Annotated in this window: 19 protein-coding genes and 1 pseudogene; 8 read left to right on the top strand and 12 right to left on the bottom strand. The window is 43.5% G+C overall.

The window, feature by feature from the left end; all coding sequences use genetic code 11:
• Positions 1-30: 30 nt before the first annotated feature.
• Complete coding sequence (locus KVT34_RS19770; RefSeq protein ID WP_217560547.1) at positions 31-402, bottom strand: hypothetical protein; 372 nt, start codon at positions 400-402, stop codon at positions 31-33.
• A gap of 91 nt (positions 403-493) precedes the next feature.
• Positions 494-1,459, bottom strand: a complete 966-nt coding sequence (locus tag KVT34_RS19765; RefSeq protein WP_309244113.1) for a helix-turn-helix transcriptional regulator — start codon at positions 1,457-1,459, stop codon at positions 494-496.
• Between the two features lie 178 nt (positions 1,460-1,637).
• On the opposite strand from KVT34_RS19765, the gene KVT34_RS19760 reads away from it, so the two are divergent.
• The 5 genes and pseudogenes from KVT34_RS19760 to KVT34_RS32975 form a co-directional block, all read left to right on the top strand.
• Positions 1,638-2,117, top strand: a complete 480-nt coding sequence (locus KVT34_RS19760; protein ID WP_217560546.1) for a hypothetical protein — start codon at positions 1,638-1,640, stop codon at positions 2,115-2,117.
• Positions 2,118-2,139: 22 nt separating this feature from the next.
• The gene (locus tag KVT34_RS19755; protein ID WP_217560545.1) at positions 2,140-2,616 is read left to right on the top strand and encodes a GyrI-like domain-containing protein; all 477 of its coding nucleotides are present in this window, start codon (positions 2,140-2,142) and stop codon (positions 2,614-2,616) included.
• A gap of 217 nt (positions 2,617-2,833) precedes the next feature.
• Positions 2,834-3,421 carry a TetR/AcrR family transcriptional regulator gene (locus tag KVT34_RS19750; RefSeq protein WP_217560867.1) on the top strand — a complete coding sequence of 196 codons (588 nt, stop codon included), beginning with the start codon at positions 2,834-2,836 and terminating at the stop codon, positions 3,419-3,421.
• A 135-nt stretch (positions 3,422-3,556) separates the two neighbouring features.
• The gene (locus KVT34_RS19745; protein ID WP_217560544.1) at positions 3,557-4,723 is read left to right on the top strand and encodes an MFS transporter; all 1,167 of its coding nucleotides are present in this window, start codon (positions 3,557-3,559) and stop codon (positions 4,721-4,723) included.
• A 91-nt stretch (positions 4,724-4,814) separates the two neighbouring features.
• A pseudogene (locus tag KVT34_RS32975) lies at positions 4,815-4,925 on the top strand (tetratricopeptide repeat protein); the annotation flags it as partial.
• Between the two features lie 267 nt (positions 4,926-5,192).
• On the opposite strand, the gene KVT34_RS19740 reads toward KVT34_RS32975, so the two are convergent.
• The 3 genes from KVT34_RS19740 to KVT34_RS19730 all read right to left on the bottom strand — a co-directional run bounded on the left by KVT34_RS19740 (position 5,193) and on the right by KVT34_RS19730 (position 7,760).
• Entirely contained in the window at positions 5,193-5,597 is a 405-nt protein-coding gene (locus KVT34_RS19740; protein ID WP_217560542.1) for a VOC family protein, read from the bottom strand.
• Positions 5,598-5,794: 197 nt separating this feature from the next.
• Entirely contained in the window at positions 5,795-6,697 is a 903-nt protein-coding gene (locus KVT34_RS19735; RefSeq protein ID WP_217560540.1) for a hypothetical protein, read from the bottom strand.
• A 526-nt stretch (positions 6,698-7,223) separates the two neighbouring features.
• Positions 7,224-7,760, bottom strand: coding sequence for a hypothetical protein (locus KVT34_RS19730; RefSeq protein ID WP_217560538.1), 537 nt, complete (start codon positions 7,758-7,760; stop codon positions 7,224-7,226).
• 456 nt (positions 7,761-8,216) lie between these two features.
• Here KVT34_RS19730 and KVT34_RS19725 point away from each other — a divergent pair, with 456 nt between their 5' ends.
• Positions 8,217-9,596 carry a DJ-1/PfpI family protein gene (locus tag KVT34_RS19725; protein WP_217560537.1) on the top strand — a complete coding sequence of 460 codons (1,380 nt, stop codon included), beginning with the start codon at positions 8,217-8,219 and terminating at the stop codon, positions 9,594-9,596.
• Positions 9,597-9,726: 130 nt separating this feature from the next.
• Here KVT34_RS19725 and KVT34_RS19720 read toward each other — a convergent pair whose 3' ends face one another.
• The 5 genes from KVT34_RS19720 to KVT34_RS19700 all read right to left on the bottom strand — a co-directional run bounded on the left by KVT34_RS19720 (position 9,727) and on the right by KVT34_RS19700 (position 15,171).
• The gene (locus tag KVT34_RS19720; protein ID WP_217560536.1) at positions 9,727-12,333 is read right to left on the bottom strand and encodes an ABC transporter permease; all 2,607 of its coding nucleotides are present in this window, start codon (positions 12,331-12,333) and stop codon (positions 9,727-9,729) included.
• Positions 12,330-13,013, bottom strand: coding sequence for an ABC transporter ATP-binding protein (locus KVT34_RS19715; RefSeq protein WP_217560535.1), 684 nt, complete (start codon positions 13,011-13,013; stop codon positions 12,330-12,332). The genes KVT34_RS19720 and KVT34_RS19715 overlap by 4 nt, the downstream gene beginning before the upstream one ends.
• 84 nt (positions 13,014-13,097) lie before the next feature.
• A complete protein-coding gene (locus KVT34_RS19710; RefSeq protein ID WP_217560534.1) occupies positions 13,098-14,099 on the bottom strand; it encodes a sensor histidine kinase in 1,002 nt (333 codons plus the stop codon).
• Positions 14,092-14,778, bottom strand: coding sequence for a response regulator transcription factor (locus KVT34_RS19705; protein WP_217560533.1), 687 nt, complete (start codon positions 14,776-14,778; stop codon positions 14,092-14,094). The genes KVT34_RS19710 and KVT34_RS19705 overlap by 8 nt, the downstream gene beginning before the upstream one ends.
• Positions 14,779-14,802: 24 nt before the next feature.
• Complete coding sequence (locus KVT34_RS19700; protein ID WP_217560532.1) at positions 14,803-15,171, bottom strand: MerR family transcriptional regulator; 369 nt, start codon at positions 15,169-15,171, stop codon at positions 14,803-14,805.
• A gap of 131 nt (positions 15,172-15,302) precedes the next feature.
• Here KVT34_RS19700 and KVT34_RS19695 point away from each other — a divergent pair, with 131 nt between their 5' ends.
• Positions 15,303-15,941, top strand: coding sequence for a nitroreductase family protein (locus KVT34_RS19695; protein WP_217560531.1), 639 nt, complete (start codon positions 15,303-15,305; stop codon positions 15,939-15,941).
• Between the two features lie 454 nt (positions 15,942-16,395).
• Here the strand turns inward: KVT34_RS19695 and KVT34_RS19690 are convergent, their stop codons facing one another.
• Positions 16,396-17,118, bottom strand: coding sequence for a DUF4386 domain-containing protein (locus KVT34_RS19690; protein WP_217560529.1), 723 nt, complete (start codon positions 17,116-17,118; stop codon positions 16,396-16,398).
• Between the two features lie 90 nt (positions 17,119-17,208).
• Between KVT34_RS19690 and KVT34_RS19685 the strand changes: the two genes are divergently transcribed.
• Positions 17,209-18,078, top strand: a complete 870-nt coding sequence (locus KVT34_RS19685) for a helix-turn-helix transcriptional regulator (protein ID WP_217560528.1) — start codon at positions 17,209-17,211, stop codon at positions 18,076-18,078.
• A gap of 239 nt (positions 18,079-18,317) precedes the next feature.
• Here the strand turns inward: KVT34_RS19685 and KVT34_RS19680 are convergent.
• A partial coding sequence (locus tag KVT34_RS19680) for a hypothetical protein (protein ID WP_217560527.1) occupies positions 18,318-18,514 on the bottom strand: 197 nt, incomplete at its 5' end.

The following is an 18,514-nucleotide window of genomic DNA, read 5'->3' as shown; positions in this document are numbered from 1 at the left end:
GAGGTACCCTTCAGGCCGCCAGGTCCTAGCCTACTTATTCCCCTCTTCTTGTAAGATGGCTGTCCCGCCTATTAAACAGGGAATCTCGATATCATCTATGTCCACCATCTTATCCTTCTCTTTATCATAGTACTCCCCAAACAAAAATAAGGATTCTTGTTTCCTACTCAATAAGTAGGGGATAATTTTTTCGCAAAATTCTGTAACACTTTCAAACATACTCTCCGGTGCAATCCCCGATTCATCGATAACCAACAATTCTTTATGCTCAACAAGAGCAGGATTGCGATTTAAATGGTACAGATGAAAGGAGGTCCCCTTGCGATACTCTTTATAAATTGGAACTTCTATGTTATCGATAAAATCTCCATCTGTATAATTCAAGCTAAACTTTACGGTCATTTCTATTCTCCTTTATGTGACATTTCCGATGACGATTGACTAAAATATAATGGTTAAGGCCATCCTGCAGCAGGATAGCCTTAACTTGTGCCTACGTATATTTTGTTAAAGCGTCAGCACTTCCCCTTAACCGCTCTTCCAAAATCAAGCGCAGCTCGTCAGGAATCCGTTCAAACACGACCCCTTTCCCCAAAAACAAAAGCCAATCCGCATAATACTCCAGCGTCTCAACATCGGTCACATCCAGTTGAGCATTGAAAATCCCACTCGACTGGAACATCCCTGTAAAGGACAAAATAATCCCCGGCGGGTGCAAGCGCTTAAAGCGCTGAATCCCAGTCGTATCGAGCTTTACAATCAGATTGGACTCACGTGCGCCAAGCCGTTTTTTGCTTAAAATCTCTTGCTCAGACCGCCTCATCTTCTGTTCAGAAATGGCCGAGTCCCGCAGCATCTCAACAGGCAAATAACGAAACTCATCGGTATCAAGATCGTAAACCTCAACCAGCCAATGAGCGTTTGAATTAAAAATATGAATCAAAAAAACATCCATTAACTGCGGCCACCCGGGACTCGGCTCATAAGTCAAACGCAAGTGCTTATCCCGCGCAGCAAGCGAAATCAACTGGTTCAACTCCGCAGGCGCCGCATCATCGAGTTCCAATAGATTCGGATTAGCAGGATTTGTATTTTCAAAAAGCAAGATATTATTCAGCTCGATCAACTCGTCGTGCTGGGTTTGCGAAGCGATGCCGATGAGTTTTTCAGTGATGGAACGGCGATTTTGCAAATAGGGCAGCTGCGAATTTTTCGAAGCGATAAAGCTGATAAATATCGCTTTCAGCTCTTCTGGCGTGAAACGGACGGCGGACAGATACTGATTTTGCAGGACATTGTATCCACCTCCGCGCCCAAGCTCGGTCGTCAGCGGAAAACCCATCGCCTGAATCTCGTTAATGTCACGGATCGCCGTCGCGCGGGAAATCTTGAACTCACGCTGAATCTCTGCAATCGTGAAATGCGCGCGGTTATTGATGAAGCGCATGATCAGGTTCACTCGTTCTATCTTTTTCATGATTTTATTGTATCAGAAATGTAGCATCCATATTGATTTTGAACTGATTTCGATACTGATTTTGCATTACTTTTTGATATCGGATAAAAGGTTTCGTTTTTTGATACATTTAGCGAATAGTATCAATCTTGTAAGATATGACCCTAAAGGAGAGATCAAAATGTCTACCTACTCCATCCAAACCATCTCGGAAAACTACAAAATGACTGCTTTCGGTGTTTCACTTGAGGACTACAACGACTGGGCAGGTAATGCCACCAAAACTGCAGCGAAAAAAGCTGAAATCATTGAAAACGGCAAGCTTGCCAAACTTCTCGCGCTTGCTGACGGGCAGGAATATCAAATCAACTACGCTATCAACGGCAAAGCCTGGCGCGGCTTCGGCGTGAAGGGTGAATACGACGTGGAAGACGTGGTCGTCCTCGACTTCCTCGCTGGGGATTACCTCGTGGTGCCTGACACAGGCTCTGACAAAGACCGCCTTGCTGACGAAATAACAGGCAAAGTTTTCGGTGGCCTTCTACAAGAAATCACAGACTACAAATACGTTGGTCCTGGTAACTCAACATTCGTCAAAGCAATTGAAGACGGTAAATTCTACGGGGAAATGTGGCTTCGTGTCAAAAAAGTAGTAGACTAATCTCAGTCAAAGGAGCACTCTCATGGTAAATTACACAGTTGAACATAAAAAATCATTTACATTGACCGCTTATGGTTTTTCACTTCAATCCAATTTCCAAGACGCTCCAGCTTTGCAAAAGGAAAAAGCAGAGTTTTGGGCAGGACTCAAGGCCGACGGACGTTTTGATAAGCTCAAGGCGGCCGCAAAAGATAATCGTGAATGGTCCGTCAACGAGGTTTATCAAGGCAGACCGTGGAATTACTTCGCGGTAGAAGCCAGCAAATCGGTGGCTGACGCAACACGTATCATCGAATTTCCGGAAAGCGAGTACATCGTGCTCGCAGGAACCGGTGAAAAGGAAACTTTGTTTGATCAGTTGACTTACCGCGCTTTTGGCGAAGTCTTGGCACAAATCACTGACTATGCTTACATCGGCGGTCCAAATGCGACTTATCGCAAAGAAAACGATAACGGCACTTTCTATGGCGAATTTTGGGTTCCTGTGGTTAAAAAATAGTGGGAATGGCAAGTGTATATCACCTATTTCTCGAAGATAACTCCTTTGCAAGCCAAGAAGGCTGCCCCTGAACGGGGCGGCCTATTTACTGTAGATGCAACGTTGATCCGGCTCAGCTTAACGGGTCTATCGGCGAACTCAGACGTATAATATTTGACACATCAGTACAAAATGATTATGATGTTTTTATTAGAGACTGGGAAGGGGGATGAATGAAGTGAGGAAAAGCGGAAGACCCCGAGAATTTAAGGATACTGCAGTGATCGATTCGGCTATGGAATTATTCTGGGAAGTTGGCTACGAGGCTTGCTCGACAGAAGATTTGTGTAAACAAACCGGTCTAGGAAGAGGAAGCTTATACAATGCATACGGAAGTAAGCATGAGCTTTATGAACAAGCCCTCTTGCATTACCATGAAATCGGCATCCAAGCCCAGACTGAGATTCTCCAGGGACAGGGGCCTATAAAAGACCGCTTTCGTGCTTTGTTGGATTGGGCCATCCAAGAGGACTTTGCAAACGAGAATCGAAGAGGTTGCTTATTGATCAATGCCGCAATGGAGCGTGCGCAAAGAGATCCGGTGGTCGAACGCCTATTCAAACGACACGTCGATTTGCTGGAGCAGGCTCTACAGCAAGCTATTGAGACGGGGCAGATGTCGGGAGAGATCTCGCGGACACATCAGGCTTCGGATTTAGTCCACCTCTTTCTAGGCAATTATTATGGACTCCGGGTACTCAATGCTGCTCAGAATCGTGAAAGGGCCATTCAAATGGCCAAAGCAACGTTAGAAATCGTATTTTAGCGTTGCGCTTTTTTACGGCTTATTTTGTACTGATTAATAAAAAATTAAAGGCGTCTGAGCAGATCCCTTAGAATCATGACCACGCCTTATTTTGTACTGATCATTACAATTCATTAAGAAATGGGGGTAATTGCTATGCCGTTTGCTATTTATGTACTGGGGATGATGATCTTCTCCATGACCACTGCCGAATTCACGGTGGCCGGAATTATGCCTTCGTTATCGAAGGAATTTGACGTATCCATTGCTTCCGTCGGCTACCTTATAACCGCTTATGCTGCAGGAATGATTGTGGGGGGGCCCTTGTTAGCGATTGGCTTGTCCAAAGTGTCGAAGAAGAGGGCCTTCTTATTGATTTCCGCCATATTCCTGTTCGGTCAGATTCTTGGCGCTTCAGCCAACAGTTATGAGATGATGATGGTTGCCCGGATCATTACTGGGGTTTCCTCCGCTGCCTGCTTCGGCATCTCGCTGGGTATTTGCTTTGACTTAGTCAGTCCTCAGTACCGCGGTCGTGCCGCTTCCATCGTCCTTGGCGGTTTAATGGTTGCTACCGCGCTCGGATTGCCCGCGGCGATGCTATTCAACCAATACTTCGGATGGCGGTCCAGTTTCTGGGCGGTTGTCGTACTGGTTTTGCTGTCCGGAATTTTGGGCATGAAAGTGATCCCCACCGCATCCCATTCGGAGTCCGTTAGTTTGCGCAGTGAACTGGCGAGTTTCAAAAATCCGAATCTATGGGCTGCCTTTGCGACCAGCCTTCTCATTATCGGGGCGACGTTTGCCGCATTCAGTTATTTTACACCTATCCTTACCGACCTCTCCGGCTTTGACACAACTATGGTTCCGCTTATATTAGGAATATACGGCATAGCCACCATCGCAGGAAACCTTGTTACCGGCAGAACTGCCGATCAATATATGATGCCAACCCTAACCATAGGATTGATGCTCTTAACTGCAGCGCTAATGACGTTCGGACTCTATCCACGCAATCCGTACATCTCAGTCCTTGCAGTCATTATGATCGGTCTAACGGGGGTGACCCTGAATCCCGCTATGTCGACCCGCATCACCCGCGTTGCAGGGACCGGCACGCTTGTTACGACCGTTCACGGATCGATTATTAGCCTCGGCGTCGTCGTCGGATCCTCCATCGGAGGACTGGCCATCGACAGCGGATACGGGCTCGACTCTCCGTTATGGGTCGGTTTTATTCTGGCGATCCTGGGCTTGATTTCATTGCTTCCTTACTTAAAGAGAGCTAAAGCGTCAGCCATCATGATGAAGAGCAAGTCTTAATTAGGAAGGGCAATCAGCCGCGAGCGGAGAAAATATTGTTCTGCAGCGTGGAGATACAACTGTGCAACTTGCATCCTCTCCCCTTATTATTGAAAAGGCGGCTGACGAGTTAACACGGGCTTACATAGGCGCCGGTATTGAGATTTTTATGGAAAACGACCCAAAGTATCTTGAGTTTCTGGAGACAAACATAGAGAGTTGAAATTTCAGGCTACGGCAAGAGCTGTTGGAAAAGAACGCAAGATTATAAGCGGAGTTGGAGAAAAAGAAATGAAAGAGGGGCTGGCACCACCAGCCCCTTTCTTCCGTCTCCGTCCTCATAGAAGAGATTAAGCAAAATGGGAAATTTCGCATAGGGCTGCTTCCCATACCTGGCAAGCAGCTAATATCAGAAATTTCGCCGTTACTTACGGTACGGTTCTCCGCACTGTCTGTAACGGCAAATTTGAAGGCCATCTTTTACTGCCCGTCAATGCCTACCTTCGAACCGTTTAATCGCATCCTCGGTCACCGGCTCGAAGAGGTTAAGAAGGTTGCCGTCGGGATCGCGGAACAGCATAGAGCGATTCCCCCACGGCATCGTGGTCGGTTCCATTACCCAATTATCGACAAATGGCTTCAAGCGCACATATTCGGCCTCGACATCGTCGACTCGGAATTCAATAATGACAGTGCGATTATTAGCCCCCACTACGGAACCAGCGCCGAATAGCTGCGTCGTCTGGGAGTGGCCGATTGCAAGGGTGCATGATGGCACAACGAGTTCGGCAAATACGGGCGCGGGACGCTCCGCCGAAACCCCCATGACTTTTTCATAGAACTCGACGAGACGATCCACGTCGTCAGTAATGATGCGTACAGAAGCGAAATTCACAAGATATCTTCCTTCCTGATAATAATAGGTTGGGCTGTGTCCCACAGCCGTTGCAAAACATACTTTTAACTTATCTATCTCCTTTACGTTTGCATGTCCATTATAAAAAAGCGCTACTGACAACATTGTGTCAGTAGCGTTTTAGAATTTTTTGGGCTTCCTCACAAATCCGTCTAACGAGCACGAGGTCTGCTTTTCTAAGACGCTCTCTCTTTCTCGTTGTTGACTGAAAAGATATGAAGGGGTCGATTCGGCGGAATATCGACCTCAAGGGGAATGTTCAGCTTCCTTGCGGCTATATGCAAATTTTGCAGCAGCGTGAACCATTCTGCGTCCGAGCATGCATAATTTTTCGTTTTGATGGTAAAGTTCCTGCCATCCTGCTGCCAGAATGTGATCTTTCTGCCTCCGACATTTTCCAAACTTACCTTGCAATCTACGACGATTTTCCTGATTTGGTCTGCGGGCAGTTGATTTCTTTCGGAAAAAATAATTCGGTTTTGCTCAAAATCTACGACGATCCGCTGGGTCTTTATTGTGCTGTAAGTAAGTGTTAGTCGAGTCGCGGGGGATATGGAAGAATCTGTACTTGCTTGTAACTGCGCCGTTGCTTCAAGCGCCTCCAATTTCCGATTATTCAGCTGTTCATTTTTTTGCAACAACCGATCCTCCACTTTATAATGGCCCTCGATAGATCTAATAGGCAGTTTGATGACCTGCTCGGGCGTATAAAGAATGTATTCTTGCAGCCAGAAAAAACTAAAACGTGCGATTCTGAATTTTTGCTCGACCCCGATCAGTTCCTCGAATGCCACATCGTAGCGGCGGCCCCATTTCGAGAATTGAATCCGATCATGCGACATTACGATGGAATACGGTGGCCGCAAGTAGCCGGATAGCGCTGTTCCGCTTATGAATAAAAAAATGCCCAGACACACAGCTGAGCCATTGATCGCCAGCATTTTCAGATCTTCCGACAGAAAGGACAACCATCCCATGCGGGGAAATTTGACCGAAAGGATCAGAACCGAAAATACTCCAATTAAAAGAAGGGACACAAAAAGCGAGACCACTGCAGCAAATCCAAGAGATTTAAACAACGATTCCCGCCTGTATTTCCGTTGGCGCTTTGTTCTCTTGCTCCCATTGCTTCTGTTTACGCTGATGTTTCGTGTTTATTTGTTTATTCATAGTTAAACTATAACACTTCCTCCAGTACATATTAAACATGCCTGCAGTACGAAATAGAGAGATACGGCCAAGGAATTACGGAAAAATCCGCTTGCTCCAAAAGAGGAAGAAGCTATGTGATCACTCCTACCGTGAGCACAGATGCCAATAATACAGAATACGTTAAGTACGATGTCCCTAGCATTAAGGATTATATGTCAGAAATTTCGCCGTCACTTAGGGTACGGTTCAGATTAACGGGTCTATCCGCGAAAAATGCGAAAAGGAGCTGTCGTGGCCAGCTCCCTTGTACTGTAATCAATCCAATTCGGCGCGAGAGAATAAATCCCTGATTGCTCTTGTTTGACATACGACCCGCTATAAAAATGAAACTATTGCCGCAGCTATAGCTTTTTATTGTTTTATCCCAAGCAAATCAGGGCTAAGACATCCTGGTTACGGAAAATCCAGCTCATCATCGATGACACGGAATATCTCCCTACTCCGCACCGGATACCGGACATCCAGTTCCTCCCACTGCCGCTTCGGTAAAATCAAAAAGTCGTGCGTATCGGAAAGATACGAGGCCTCAAATAGTCGAATTTCGTATTTGTCCCGGATCAGCTCCTGAAAGCCGCGAATCGTGATATAGCGATCATTTCCGGTAAAGGTAAGCGCAATCGAATGCAGTTGTCCATTGTAGGTAACGTCCAGTCCTTTGTCCGTAGACGTCACCTCGACTGTTTCATCTGGAAGCCGTTTACCGAACAATCGGACGATCTCCTCGTCATCCTCTCCCCAATCTATAGTGACGCTGTATACAAAAGCAAACACAATCGGAATTTGCTTCTTGATCGCGAGCTCGTCCGCCAATTCATCATCCATCAATTGATAGCGCTTGAGTTTTTCATGATGCTTCTCAATAAATTGTTGAAGCTGTCGTCCATCTCCCTCGAATAGCAATGTCAGCTCGCTGTCGCTTGGCATTCTCATCCCCGTTATCCTCCCTGTGTTCACTCAATCCATATACTCCCGTCATACGAAGAAATCCCGCAAAAATTGCAATATATTCGAACTGTAGACGGTAAATCGATACCTCATTTTTCCATATGTTAGACGTAATGATTAATCAAATAGTTGCATTATTCTGCCCATTAGCTGAACGCCCTCTCTCTACTACCGATAACGGTTAAAGCCCAAAAGACCAAATATGGGAATCATGGCCTGTTTCTTATCATTAAACGATGCTCATTTCCGAGCAGCGCATTTGTCACCGTTTTGTTAACATTATAGCCCTATCGAGTCATGCCGCAAAAAGAATACAGACCAAGGTCCAGTGGTCGCTCAAACTTTAGGAGGGCCCCTCTACCGAACCACAGACAGAGGATAGGTTCATCTTGTTTTGTTAAGCTTTACGGGTAAGCAATCTAGCTGGGAGGAGCGCAGCAAGTGAAAACTTTATTACGCATCATTATCTATCTCATCGTTTTTGTCGTCGTCGTAGGGGGGACAGGCGCCATCGGGTACGTCAATACAATGAATGCCGGAATGTCGGTTTACGATAAAGCCACCCCTTCATTGACGGATGTGAAGGTACCGAAATATGACGCGAACAAACCGACAGTGGCCGTGCTGCTGGCGAACGAAGTGACGGAAGTGTTCGATTTTCTCGTCCCGTACGAGATGTTTGCGATGACTGAAGCTTACAATGTATACGGCGTTGCCCCCAATCGCGAAATTAAATCACTAACTGGCGGACTCGATGTCGTGCCGCATTATTCATTTGATGAGATGGATGTGATGCTCGCCAAAAGCCCGGACATTATCGTCATTCCGTTTATGCCGATTTTGGACGAGAAAAAATATGCGCCTGTCCGTGAATGGATTCGGAAGCACTCGGGCACCAAGACGACATTGATCTCCATTTGCAATGGGGCTGAAAACCTGGCGGATACCGGCTTGCTGAACGGCAAATCGGCTGCGACGCACTGGGGAGACATCGACCGGCTCATTAAAAACTATCCGGAAATCCAGTGGGTGAAAGATCGGCGCTACGTCCCACAAGGCAATCTTGTATCTTCTGCCGGTCTGACATCGGGAATCGACGCTGTGCTATACGTCATCTCCCAGCAATTGGGCGAGGCGGCGGCGAAGAAAGTGGCGGGAGAGATGAACTATCCCTCTTACGATTATGTGACAAACCCGCAAATGAAACCGTTCGTTGCCGGGCTGAGCGATATAACGTACGTACTGAATAACGCCTTTCAATGGAACAAAGTAAAGGCGGGTGTGCTGCTATATAACGGCGCCGATGAACTGGATTTGTCCGCCGCATTCGATACGTACGCCGCTTCCGGTACGACAACGACGTTGACTGTCTCCAGCGCGAACGAACCGATCGTAACGAAGCACGGCCTGAACCTAGTCGCGCGTTATCAGATAAAAGACGTGCCGAAGCTGTCGAAAATGATTGTTGTCGGTGCCGATGCCGAGTCTACAGCCGCCCAAGACCTCAACCAATGGAAGAACAGCGGCAACAGCGCGAAACTGCTGTTCCTGCACCGCGACGCGGCGGATCGGTTTGCAATGGATCCCGCATTCGAGGATTTGGCCGGGCAGGAGGATATCCAGACGGCGAAATTTGCCGCCAAGCGGCTCGAATATCGCGCAACTGACCACCTGAAGCTGGAGGGCAGCTCCTTCTCTTTTGAAGCGTTTGGCGTACCGGTTTTGCTCGGCGTCCTGTCCTTGCCCATCGCTTTTTTCATCGATCGGCGCTTCATCCGTAGGAAAAAGGGATCATCCGCAGATATAAGCGCTTCGAGGTAACCCTTGCTACAAGATCCAACCTTACGGCCATGTTTCTATAAACAACAAACAGCGGAAAGGACTACCTGCATCCTCTCCGCTGTTTATGTTGTTCCTTAAACCAGGTAGTACTATCTGCAACTTAAATGATCTAAGAATTTTCGCTCTTCAGTGATTCAACAATGTTTTGTTCTTTTTGTTTTCTATTCGCATATAGTATGGTCGTCCCCACAATGAAAAACACACCCATTCCTGCAAGTAAGAAAGCATCCCAAGGTAAAGTAAAAGTAAATGAAAAATTGCGGCTAAGGATTTTGTAAATGATAAAGATCACGCATAGACTTACGGGTAAACCATATATCAGTGACTTCATTCCATAAAACAATCCTTCATAGCGTATCATTCGTTTCATGCTTTTTGGAGTCATGCCAATAGAAGCTAACATCGCAAATTCACGTTTTCTTAAGGCCATTCCTGTCGAAATCGTATTGATTATATTTGCCGTACAAATAAGTCCAATTAGAATCACAAAACCATATAGGAAAACGGATATGACTGTAGCCCGATCCTTTTCATTCTGACGAATCTCAATCAGGTTGGTAGTATAGGCATCTACATTTGGATATTCGTTAAGAATAGATATTGTTTCTTTTTCCAATTCAGCAGATTGTACTGTAGTAAATTGCACCTCACTGGCAATTAGACTAGACAACTTATCGTTATTTAGTTCTTGACGCAGCTTGTCAAACCCTTGTTCTGAAACAATAAGTGTCACAGTAGAAGGGGTTTCCTGATAGCGAAACATATTCGGTGGACGTTTATCCGTGATCGATGCAATTCCAACTTTTCCTTGTGTCTTGGTTCCATCAAGCGGATTTACGTTGAAGGGTAATTCTGTTCCTTCTGTAACTGTGAGCTGGGAGATATCCGTAAAAATATGTTTTTCTTTCAAAGTGAATCGATTTACAAGTACCGCTGAAACGGTATCACCCACTTCGAGTTTCTTTTCATTAATTCCCGCTGATTGTAGATAAGAAGTAAAAGATGCGTCATCAAGCGAAATAATGTTCGCACTCATTTGGTAAGTACCCTGATAAGGCGATAAGCGACTGGTAATGTCCGTGGTGACTTCGTTTTCTTTGAGACTTAGCTCAGCAGTAAAAATTTGGGTTTTCACTTTTGTAGTAGCGTTTTTTACAGACATCAGTTCGTTCGTTAATGACTTCATGTTTTCTGGATCGGCCCCATTTACCGAGACTGATACATCGTATGGTATCGGTGCCTGTGCCATGTTAAAGGATTTTTCCAAATACATCGAAAAAGAAGAGGCGGATAAATACAAGATTACACTGATCGCAAGGGAAAAAACGGTTGCACGATAGTGATGTTTATTCCTTTTTAGATTTTTCAATCCAAGTACAGCTTCAAACCCAAACAACCTACGGGTGATTTTAGATGTGCGTATATCTTTTCCTTTAATTTCAATATCCTTTGTCTGACGGATAGCATTTATCGGAGTAATCCTTGATGCTCTTACGGCTGGTAACCAAGCCGAAATCAGTAGTGTCAAAATAGAAAATAAGATGACAGCAATAATGTCGAACGGCTTTATCACCAAACGCATCTGCTCACTGACAGAAAACATTTTTTGAATGAACGGATTGAGTAGATGAAGAGTAACACCAATACCCAAAGACCCTAAAAGTATACCAGTAGGTATAGCGGTGATTCCGATCACAGCAGCTTCAAAAAATACAGAAGCCCTCTTTTGCTGTTTGGTCGCCCCCACGCTGGATAACATCCCCAAAGTTCGACTGCGCTCTGAAAGTGAGATTGCAAACGCGTTGTAGATAAGCGATATAGATCCAATTAGAATGACGGATCCAATGGTAAATACCGTCAAATACATAGTCTTAACAAACCGAGAATCATTCGAAATCCCGGAATAGAGCAAAAGATTTTTGTTATACTCAATTTTCACTTCGTTTGATTTAACTTGTCTTACTTTGTTAGCGATCGTTTTACTAGTACCATAGATGTTATTCCCTAATTCTTTATAATCCATATATTCTACGCTTACTGTGTAGGGAGAACCGGATCTCAAATTTTCCTTGGAAAGACCGCTGAATGCACGGTATGCAGCAGCTGCATCCTGCTCTCTAGCAGGTGCTTGAACAATCCCAGAAATGGTGTATGTTTTAGTGGTTTTCGGCGTAAAGAATTCCTCTGCTTGATAAGCATAATTATTAGCCAATGACATTTTCTTGCCATCCACAGTTCCGCTACGCTCTCCATATTCCAATGTGATTACATCACCAACCTGCCAGTGGACACCGGAAGTCTCTACAAATTGCGATGAAAGCACCAGTTCATGTTCATTCTGAGGCAAGCGGCCATTGATTAGACTCACCCCTATCACATCAAGATTACTGTGTTCAGAAACATACAAATAGGGCTTCTTGCCGTTTTTAGAATTAGGGAGTCGTGCAAAACCGAGTTGGTGCTCGATATCATATCTTTCAATCACTTCTGTATTCGTAATGTTCGTTACATCTTCCCCAGCAACATCTTTAAAAGCTGCTTGCCATTTACCCGTGTAGGCAATGGTGCTTCTCTGCATCATATCCATGAAAGAACCGCTGATTGTAAAAACTGCTGTTAGCATCGCGACCGAAATCACAGCACCGATGATCGTAACAAGTGTACGACTCTTATTTTGCTTCATATAACGCAAGGTGAGCTGATTGACGATATTCATCGCCGGTTCACCTCATCTCTTGAAATTCTGCCATCCTGGATAGAAATAATCCGATCCGCTTGCAACGCAATGTTTTCATCATGTGTAATAATGATCAGTGTTTGATCCCGTTCTCTATGGAATCGTTTAAAGAGCTTTACAATCTCCTCACTGTTTTTGGTATCCAGATTCCCCGTAGGCTCATCAGCCAATACAATAGCGGGACTGTTAATTAACGCACGACCTATTGAAACACGCTGTTGCTGTCCACCAGATAGTTGATTTGGCAAATGCTTTAATCGATGCCCTAGACCTAAAACCTCTACGATACTATTTAAGTTATCATGATTTTCTTCTCTCCCATCCAACAGTAAAGGTAAGGTAATGTTTTCTTTCACATTAAGGACAGGAATGAGATTGTAAAATTGATAGATAAGTCCAATCTGTCTGCGTCTAAAAATTGCCAGTCTTGTTTCATCCATATCATATATATCTGTTTGGTCAACAATCACCTTACCAGATGTAGGTGTGTCTACGCCGCCTAAAATATGCAACAGTGTAGACTTGCCTGAACCAGACGGACCAATAATCGCTACAAACTCTCCTTTTTGTACGGAAAAAGAAATATCATCAAGTGCTGTAACAGCCGCTTCGCCTTTGCCGTATGTCTTTGTCAGGTGCTCTACTCGTAAAATCTCCATATTAAACCTCCTAGATTGATTCATACGTATTAAATTACCTGACAAAGATGTCTTGTCGGTGACTTTTTTCTTACAGATTAGTCACTAAATAATTTGCTTGAAAAATTTAATAATAAACTTTGTTCCTATACCGAGCTGACTTTCCATTCCTATATCGTAGCCTTGACTTTGTAAGATTGTTTTGGACATAGCTAGGCCTATTCCAATGCTGTCAGGGCCAGCATTTTTTCCTTTATAAAATCGTTCAAAAATGTGTGGTGCATCTTCTGGACTGATTCCCTCACCACTATCTGCAATTATAATTTGCGTATACAAAGGTGTTTCCTTACACGAAATGGCTATTTCTCCTCCAACTGGTGTATGCTCTATCCCGTTTTTAATCACATTTAAGATCGATTCAATCGTCCAGTTTTCATCTACAGTCACAAAAAGATTTTCATCACAAGATATAGAAAGCTGTTGATTTTTCAATTCCATCGGGATAAGAAGTGGTTCTAAAGCTTTGTTTAACATTTTTTTGACAGATACGATTTCCTTTTTGAAAGCTACACTATGGACATCAATTTTGGATAGCTTGAGCAATGAGGTCACGAGCCATTCAATACGATTTAATTGATTCATGATATTGACTAAAAACTCTTCCCTTTTGTCTTGAGGCAGACTAGGACTATTCAACAAATCTGCCATGACAAACATTGAAGTAAGTGGTGTTCTTAGTTGATGAGAGATGTTTGAAAGTGTCTCTGCTAAATATAATTTGTCTTTTTTTAGAAGCATAGACTGCTCTGATAAAGTTAAAGTGACTTTATAAATATCATTTTTCAAAATGCTCAATTCACCTTCAACGTTATCCCGAATATCCATGGTGGGTTGACCTGAATAAACGGAGGCTAAATAATCAGATAGCTTTTTAATATCTTGATAGCGTTTTCGAGTAAATAAGAAAAAACATGAAAAGAGAAGGAGTAGTATAAGAATGGCTACAACCCCTGCTTTCCAATCAATCATCCAAATAATTGCCATTCCGATAGCTGAAATGAGTGTACTACTCATATATAATAGCTTTACGTCTTTGTTTTTAACCATGACTGCCACCCATACGATATCCAAGTCCGCGTACGGTTTCAATGATTTTAGGATTCTGGCTATCGTCCTCCAGCTTTTCTCGCAGACGTTTAATATATACAGAAAGCGTATTGTTATTAATAAAGTTTCCCTCTAGATCCCATATGCCCTCTAACAGCTGATTTCTGGACAAAACTTGACCTTTATTATTTATAAATGCTAACAGCATACGGTATTCTAACGAGGTTAGCACCACTTCCTCTGTTCCTTTATACACTTTAGCCAGTTTTGTATTTACGGCAATATTTCCAATCTTCATAATATCAGTCGAAGATAATTCTTTTTGATAATGCTTAAGTGATGATTTCATTCGGCTAATCAGCTCACGAATGCGTAATGGTTTTGTTATATAATCGTCCGCTCCCATATCTAAACCTCGAACTACATGGATCTCATCATCACACGCAGTCAAGAAAATGACAGGAGCATTCTGATTTTCTTTTACATATTCGCAAATCTCATAACCACTACCGTCCGGTAAAGTAAGGTCGAGTAAATAGATGTCAAAACTCTTTTGTCTGATTGTGTCTAATGCCTTTTGCTTATTTTCACAAATCGAAACCTCATATCCCTCGCTGTAAAGCGAATAATGCAGTCCGTCTGCAATGGTTTTGTCATCTTCTACAACTAGAACTTTCATCTTTCACTCCCCTAATTTTAAATATCACGTTGCATGCTTAGATTTGCATCCGGTCTGAAAATTCGCCTTGCCCTTTAACACATCCTTTAAGAATGTTTTTGATGCTTCCAATTTTGCTTCCAGCTCCTGAATATGTTCAATTTTATACTTCACCAATGCTTTCTTCTCCGTATGGGAACTCTCATTTATGAGTAAAATTAATTCCTGAATCGTAAAACCCAACGTGAGCAGCATTCTCAAATCCTGCAAATATTTAACCACTTCTTCATCATATACGCGGTAATTGTTTTCATCCCTTGATATAAACTGCTCCGGGATCAACTGTTTGCGTTCATAGAATCGCAAGGTGGATATGGGTAGCTCCGTCAGTCTGGATACTTCATTCGCTTTCATAACCTAACCCCTTCTGCATGTAGAATAATTAATTTTGCTATAAACCAAGGTTCATAGTTTATGCTAACAACATGATAACCAGTGACATCACTACTGTCAAAACAACTGGTCACATCAAAAGGAGAGATATCATGCTGGAACATATCCAAAATAACGATTTTGTCAACATTATTACTAGCCGGCGCTCCATACGACTTTACGATGAAAACGTCAAAATTTCACAGGAAGAATTGCACGCTATCATTCAAAAAGCAAGTTTAGCGCCCTCTTCCGCGAATATGCAGCCATGGCGCGTTATCGTCGTTCATTCCCCTGAAGGGAAAAACAAACTCCGGCCTCTTGTACAGTTCAATACACGACAAAATGATACATCTGCGGCGATGCTCATTATTTTGGGTGATACTCAGAGTGAGTTATATGTAGAGGAGATTTATAATACTGCTGTGGAACAAGGGAAAATGCCTAAGGATGTACGCGACAAGCAGGTCACACAAATTATGAGTATGTACCCTCAAATACCTAGAGAATTAAAGGTCGAAATTGCCAAAATTGATGCAAGTTTATTTGCCATGCAACTAATGCTGGTAGCCCGTGCGCATGGGTATGACACCAATCCTATGGCAGGCTTTGAACGTGATAAGGTTGTTAGCACATTTGATCTGGACGACGGAAGGTACGTACCGGTCATGATCCTCTCAATCGGAAAAGCGAAAGACGAGGGCCATGAATCTGTGCGCTTGCATAGTGAACAAATTACCTTTTGGCGCTAGTAGGAATTTGCATTCCCCATTAGACAGAGAAAGCCGGACCGGTTACCGGTCGGGCTTTCCTCTACTGTATGCCAATCCTATGCTAAAAACCTTAGTATGCCACAATCCATTTACCGTTTCGGCCGATTCATATGTTGTCGTGCAATCCCTAACGATATTTGTCATATAATGCCGTAAGTACTGTTCATGATGCTGCTGCAGGGGTATCGCTATTCTCGACCCCAATGGGTCTTCCAAGCGTTTCCAAGGCTGCTATCGGAATGCGAAAGGAGCGGCCGCGGCGCAGCGTTGCCAACCGCTTCACTTTAGCTGCTCCCAATTCTGTTCACTTTCGTATACGTCAAACATATTGAATATAAAAAACATCTAATAATGGCGACTTCATTTCGTATAAAAATAAATCTATGAGTTGAATCATCATCACCTCTTAATCTCCTGATCAAAAAATTTTCGATTATTTCGCTATAGACGAAGAGGCTATTTTTACTCGTAACTTTGCAAGGTTCTCCCTATGAAATCCCTTTACCATTAACCAGACTGCCAAGCTCATCTCGTAAACGCCCACAGGCAGTGCGATAAGCCCTTTTGCCGCCGAATATGGCCCTACGATACCAAACATTTGCAATAAGCCAGCTATAAACACCATAACAGCTGTAGCCATACCGAATATCGCTAGCGGTTTAGGCACATAGCCTGCTCGATAAAGCAAATAACTATACAGACCAGTATTTATGCCCAACATGAAATTTGGACCTAGCATAGCAGTCCAGTGGTAAATATCCTGCAGCAGTAACCCTATAGGCTCAAGGTTGGTTCCACTTGCCGAGCTGGCTACATCATAATACACACTAAGCCGTAATAAGCCTAATATACATACGATGCCGATCACAATAAAAACGGCTTCCATAAATCGAAAGCAAAGGTACCCTAATGCAAGATGCTCATTCCAATGCCGAACGTAGGGAAACAGCATGACTGCTGTTCCAACAGCGGACACCACAAGCAAAAGGTCATTTAATACACCGATTAAGACCTTCGTTTCCGATCCATTTGCCACGGCCATCTGCCATTGATCTGACAAAATCGGCCCATACAAAACAACCGCTATGATTGACGTCATTGCAGCAAGGATATAAAAAATCCCCAGTATCCTTGCATTCCTTCGGTCTCGCATCATCTTTTTTGCCTCCTAAGATAGTAAATTTATTTGCTGATGGACGTATGGTATACTTACCTTACCTGCAAACACTTGATATAAGGAGTTATTATGGACCATAACGAAGTCATCGAACGTGCTTTGATCCATATCGAGGGCCATTTTCAACAATCCTTAACCGTAGAATCCGTTGCCAATACCTTCAATTTGTCTAAATACTATTTTCATCGGCTGTTTTCTGCTATGATGGGCTGTTCGTTAAACCAATACATCCTATCCAGAAGATTGAATGCATCTTTAACCTTTATTCAAAACAAAAACAAATCATTAACCGATATTGCTTATCAGCTCAACTTCGGTACACAAGCCTCATTCACTCGTGCTTTCAAACGACAATACGGTATATCTCCAAGTTCTTTAAAAACAGGAATTACAACTATCTCCCCGGTCCCCATACCTACTGTAGTGAAAAGACCCGTTAAAAACATTAACGGTGATATCGTCACGGATTTCACCCTGACCGAATTCAAGGAGACCCGAATCAGTGGGATCGCCTTTGAAGTGAATTTAGCCAATGATGATTACAAGGAGAAGATTCGCGCACATTCAGAAATGCTGTTAAGTCACATTGATGAAACCATAAATGGTCCCTGTTATGTCATTTATTCAAACTGTCAACCCGATTCAACTCGGTTTAAGGTTCTGTTTGGGATCCCAAGCAGCATTGAAATTGGTAAACCTTATTATTTCACGGTTGATGTGCCGCAGATTTTTTGTGCCAGATTCAACTATTGTGGTGAACTACTTGACATTGGGGATGTACTGAAAAGCGACTATGCCAGATTTTTAAAGATCTCCAGGCAGGAAACGGCAGAAACCGATATTGAACTCATTCAAGCTTTTGATGACATCCACCATCTGGATTCGACCTACCATATCTATGCACCTATCAAAAAACTCCCTACCGATTCTGATTTGTAAATCGCGGCTCGCCTGTCATTCTGTCTGCTCCTTTCTTTTCTCGAATTTGATCATTCCTTTTCTACAAAGAAAATAACATAACGGGTTTCGCTCGGCTTTCCACATCTTGCTGTAATTTAGAGACGAAAAAATGCATCTCTCTCGAGATGCACCCTGTTCGACTATAAGATTATTTTATTGAAAGAAAGGACAAGTGATTGAGAATAATGCCTTGACTTCTTGTTAACTGACAGGAGCAATCAACCCATCAGCGATTTATTAGTACGGTTCTTCTTCACGCCATAACTGCAAAAAATTTCGCCGTCACTTATGATAAGGCTCAGCTTAACGGGGCTATCGGCGAAAAATGTGAAAGGAACAGCCGTGGCGCATAGTCTCCTACATTTTCCGCTTGGCCCAAGAGCTATGATTATGCCTTTATAAACATGCAAAGAAG

The organism is Paenibacillus sp. GbtcB18 (genome assembly GCF_019091125.1).
Lineage (GTDB): Bacteria > Bacillota > Bacilli > Paenibacillales > NBRC-103111 > Paenibacillus_F > Paenibacillus_F chitinolyticus.
Note: the sequence above shows the minus strand (reverse complement) of the source record. Positions and strands in the feature narration are given on the sequence as shown.

Bases quoted from the DNA above. Each gene is read 5' to 3' on its own strand.
- KVT34_RS19770 (WP_217560547.1), bottom strand. From the start codon at position 402: ATGACCGTAAAGTTTAGCTTGAATTATACAGATGGAGATTTTATCGAT.
- KVT34_RS19760 (WP_217560546.1), top strand. From the start codon at position 1,638: ATGTCTACCTACTCCATCCAAACCATCTCGGAAAACTACAAAATGACT.
- KVT34_RS19755 (WP_217560545.1), top strand. From the start codon at position 2,140: ATGGTAAATTACACAGTTGAACATAAAAAATCATTTACATTGACCGCT.
- KVT34_RS19745 (WP_217560544.1), top strand. From the start codon at position 3,557: ATGCCGTTTGCTATTTATGTACTGGGGATGATGATCTTCTCCATGACC.
- KVT34_RS19730 (WP_217560538.1), bottom strand. From the start codon at position 7,760: ATGAGAATGCCAAGCGACAGCGAGCTGACATTGCTATTCGAGGGAGAT.
- KVT34_RS19720 (WP_217560536.1), bottom strand. From the start codon at position 12,333: ATGAATATCGTCAATCAGCTCACCTTGCGTTATATGAAGCAAAATAAG.
- KVT34_RS19715 (WP_217560535.1), bottom strand. From the start codon at position 13,013: ATGGAGATTTTACGAGTAGAGCACCTGACAAAGACATACGGCAAAGGC.
- KVT34_RS19710 (WP_217560534.1), bottom strand. From the start codon at position 14,099: ATGGTTAAAAACAAAGACGTAAAGCTATTATATATGAGTAGTACACTC.
- KVT34_RS19705 (WP_217560533.1), bottom strand. From the start codon at position 14,778: ATGAAAGTTCTAGTTGTAGAAGATGACAAAACCATTGCAGACGGACTG.
- KVT34_RS19700 (WP_217560532.1), bottom strand. From the start codon at position 15,171: ATGAAAGCGAATGAAGTATCCAGACTGACGGAGCTACCCATATCCACC.
- KVT34_RS19695 (WP_217560531.1), top strand. From the start codon at position 15,303: ATGCTGGAACATATCCAAAATAACGATTTTGTCAACATTATTACTAGC.
- KVT34_RS19690 (WP_217560529.1), bottom strand. From the start codon at position 17,118: ATGATGCGAGACCGAAGGAATGCAAGGATACTGGGGATTTTTTATATC.
- KVT34_RS19685 (WP_217560528.1), top strand. From the start codon at position 17,209: ATGGACCATAACGAAGTCATCGAACGTGCTTTGATCCATATCGAGGGC.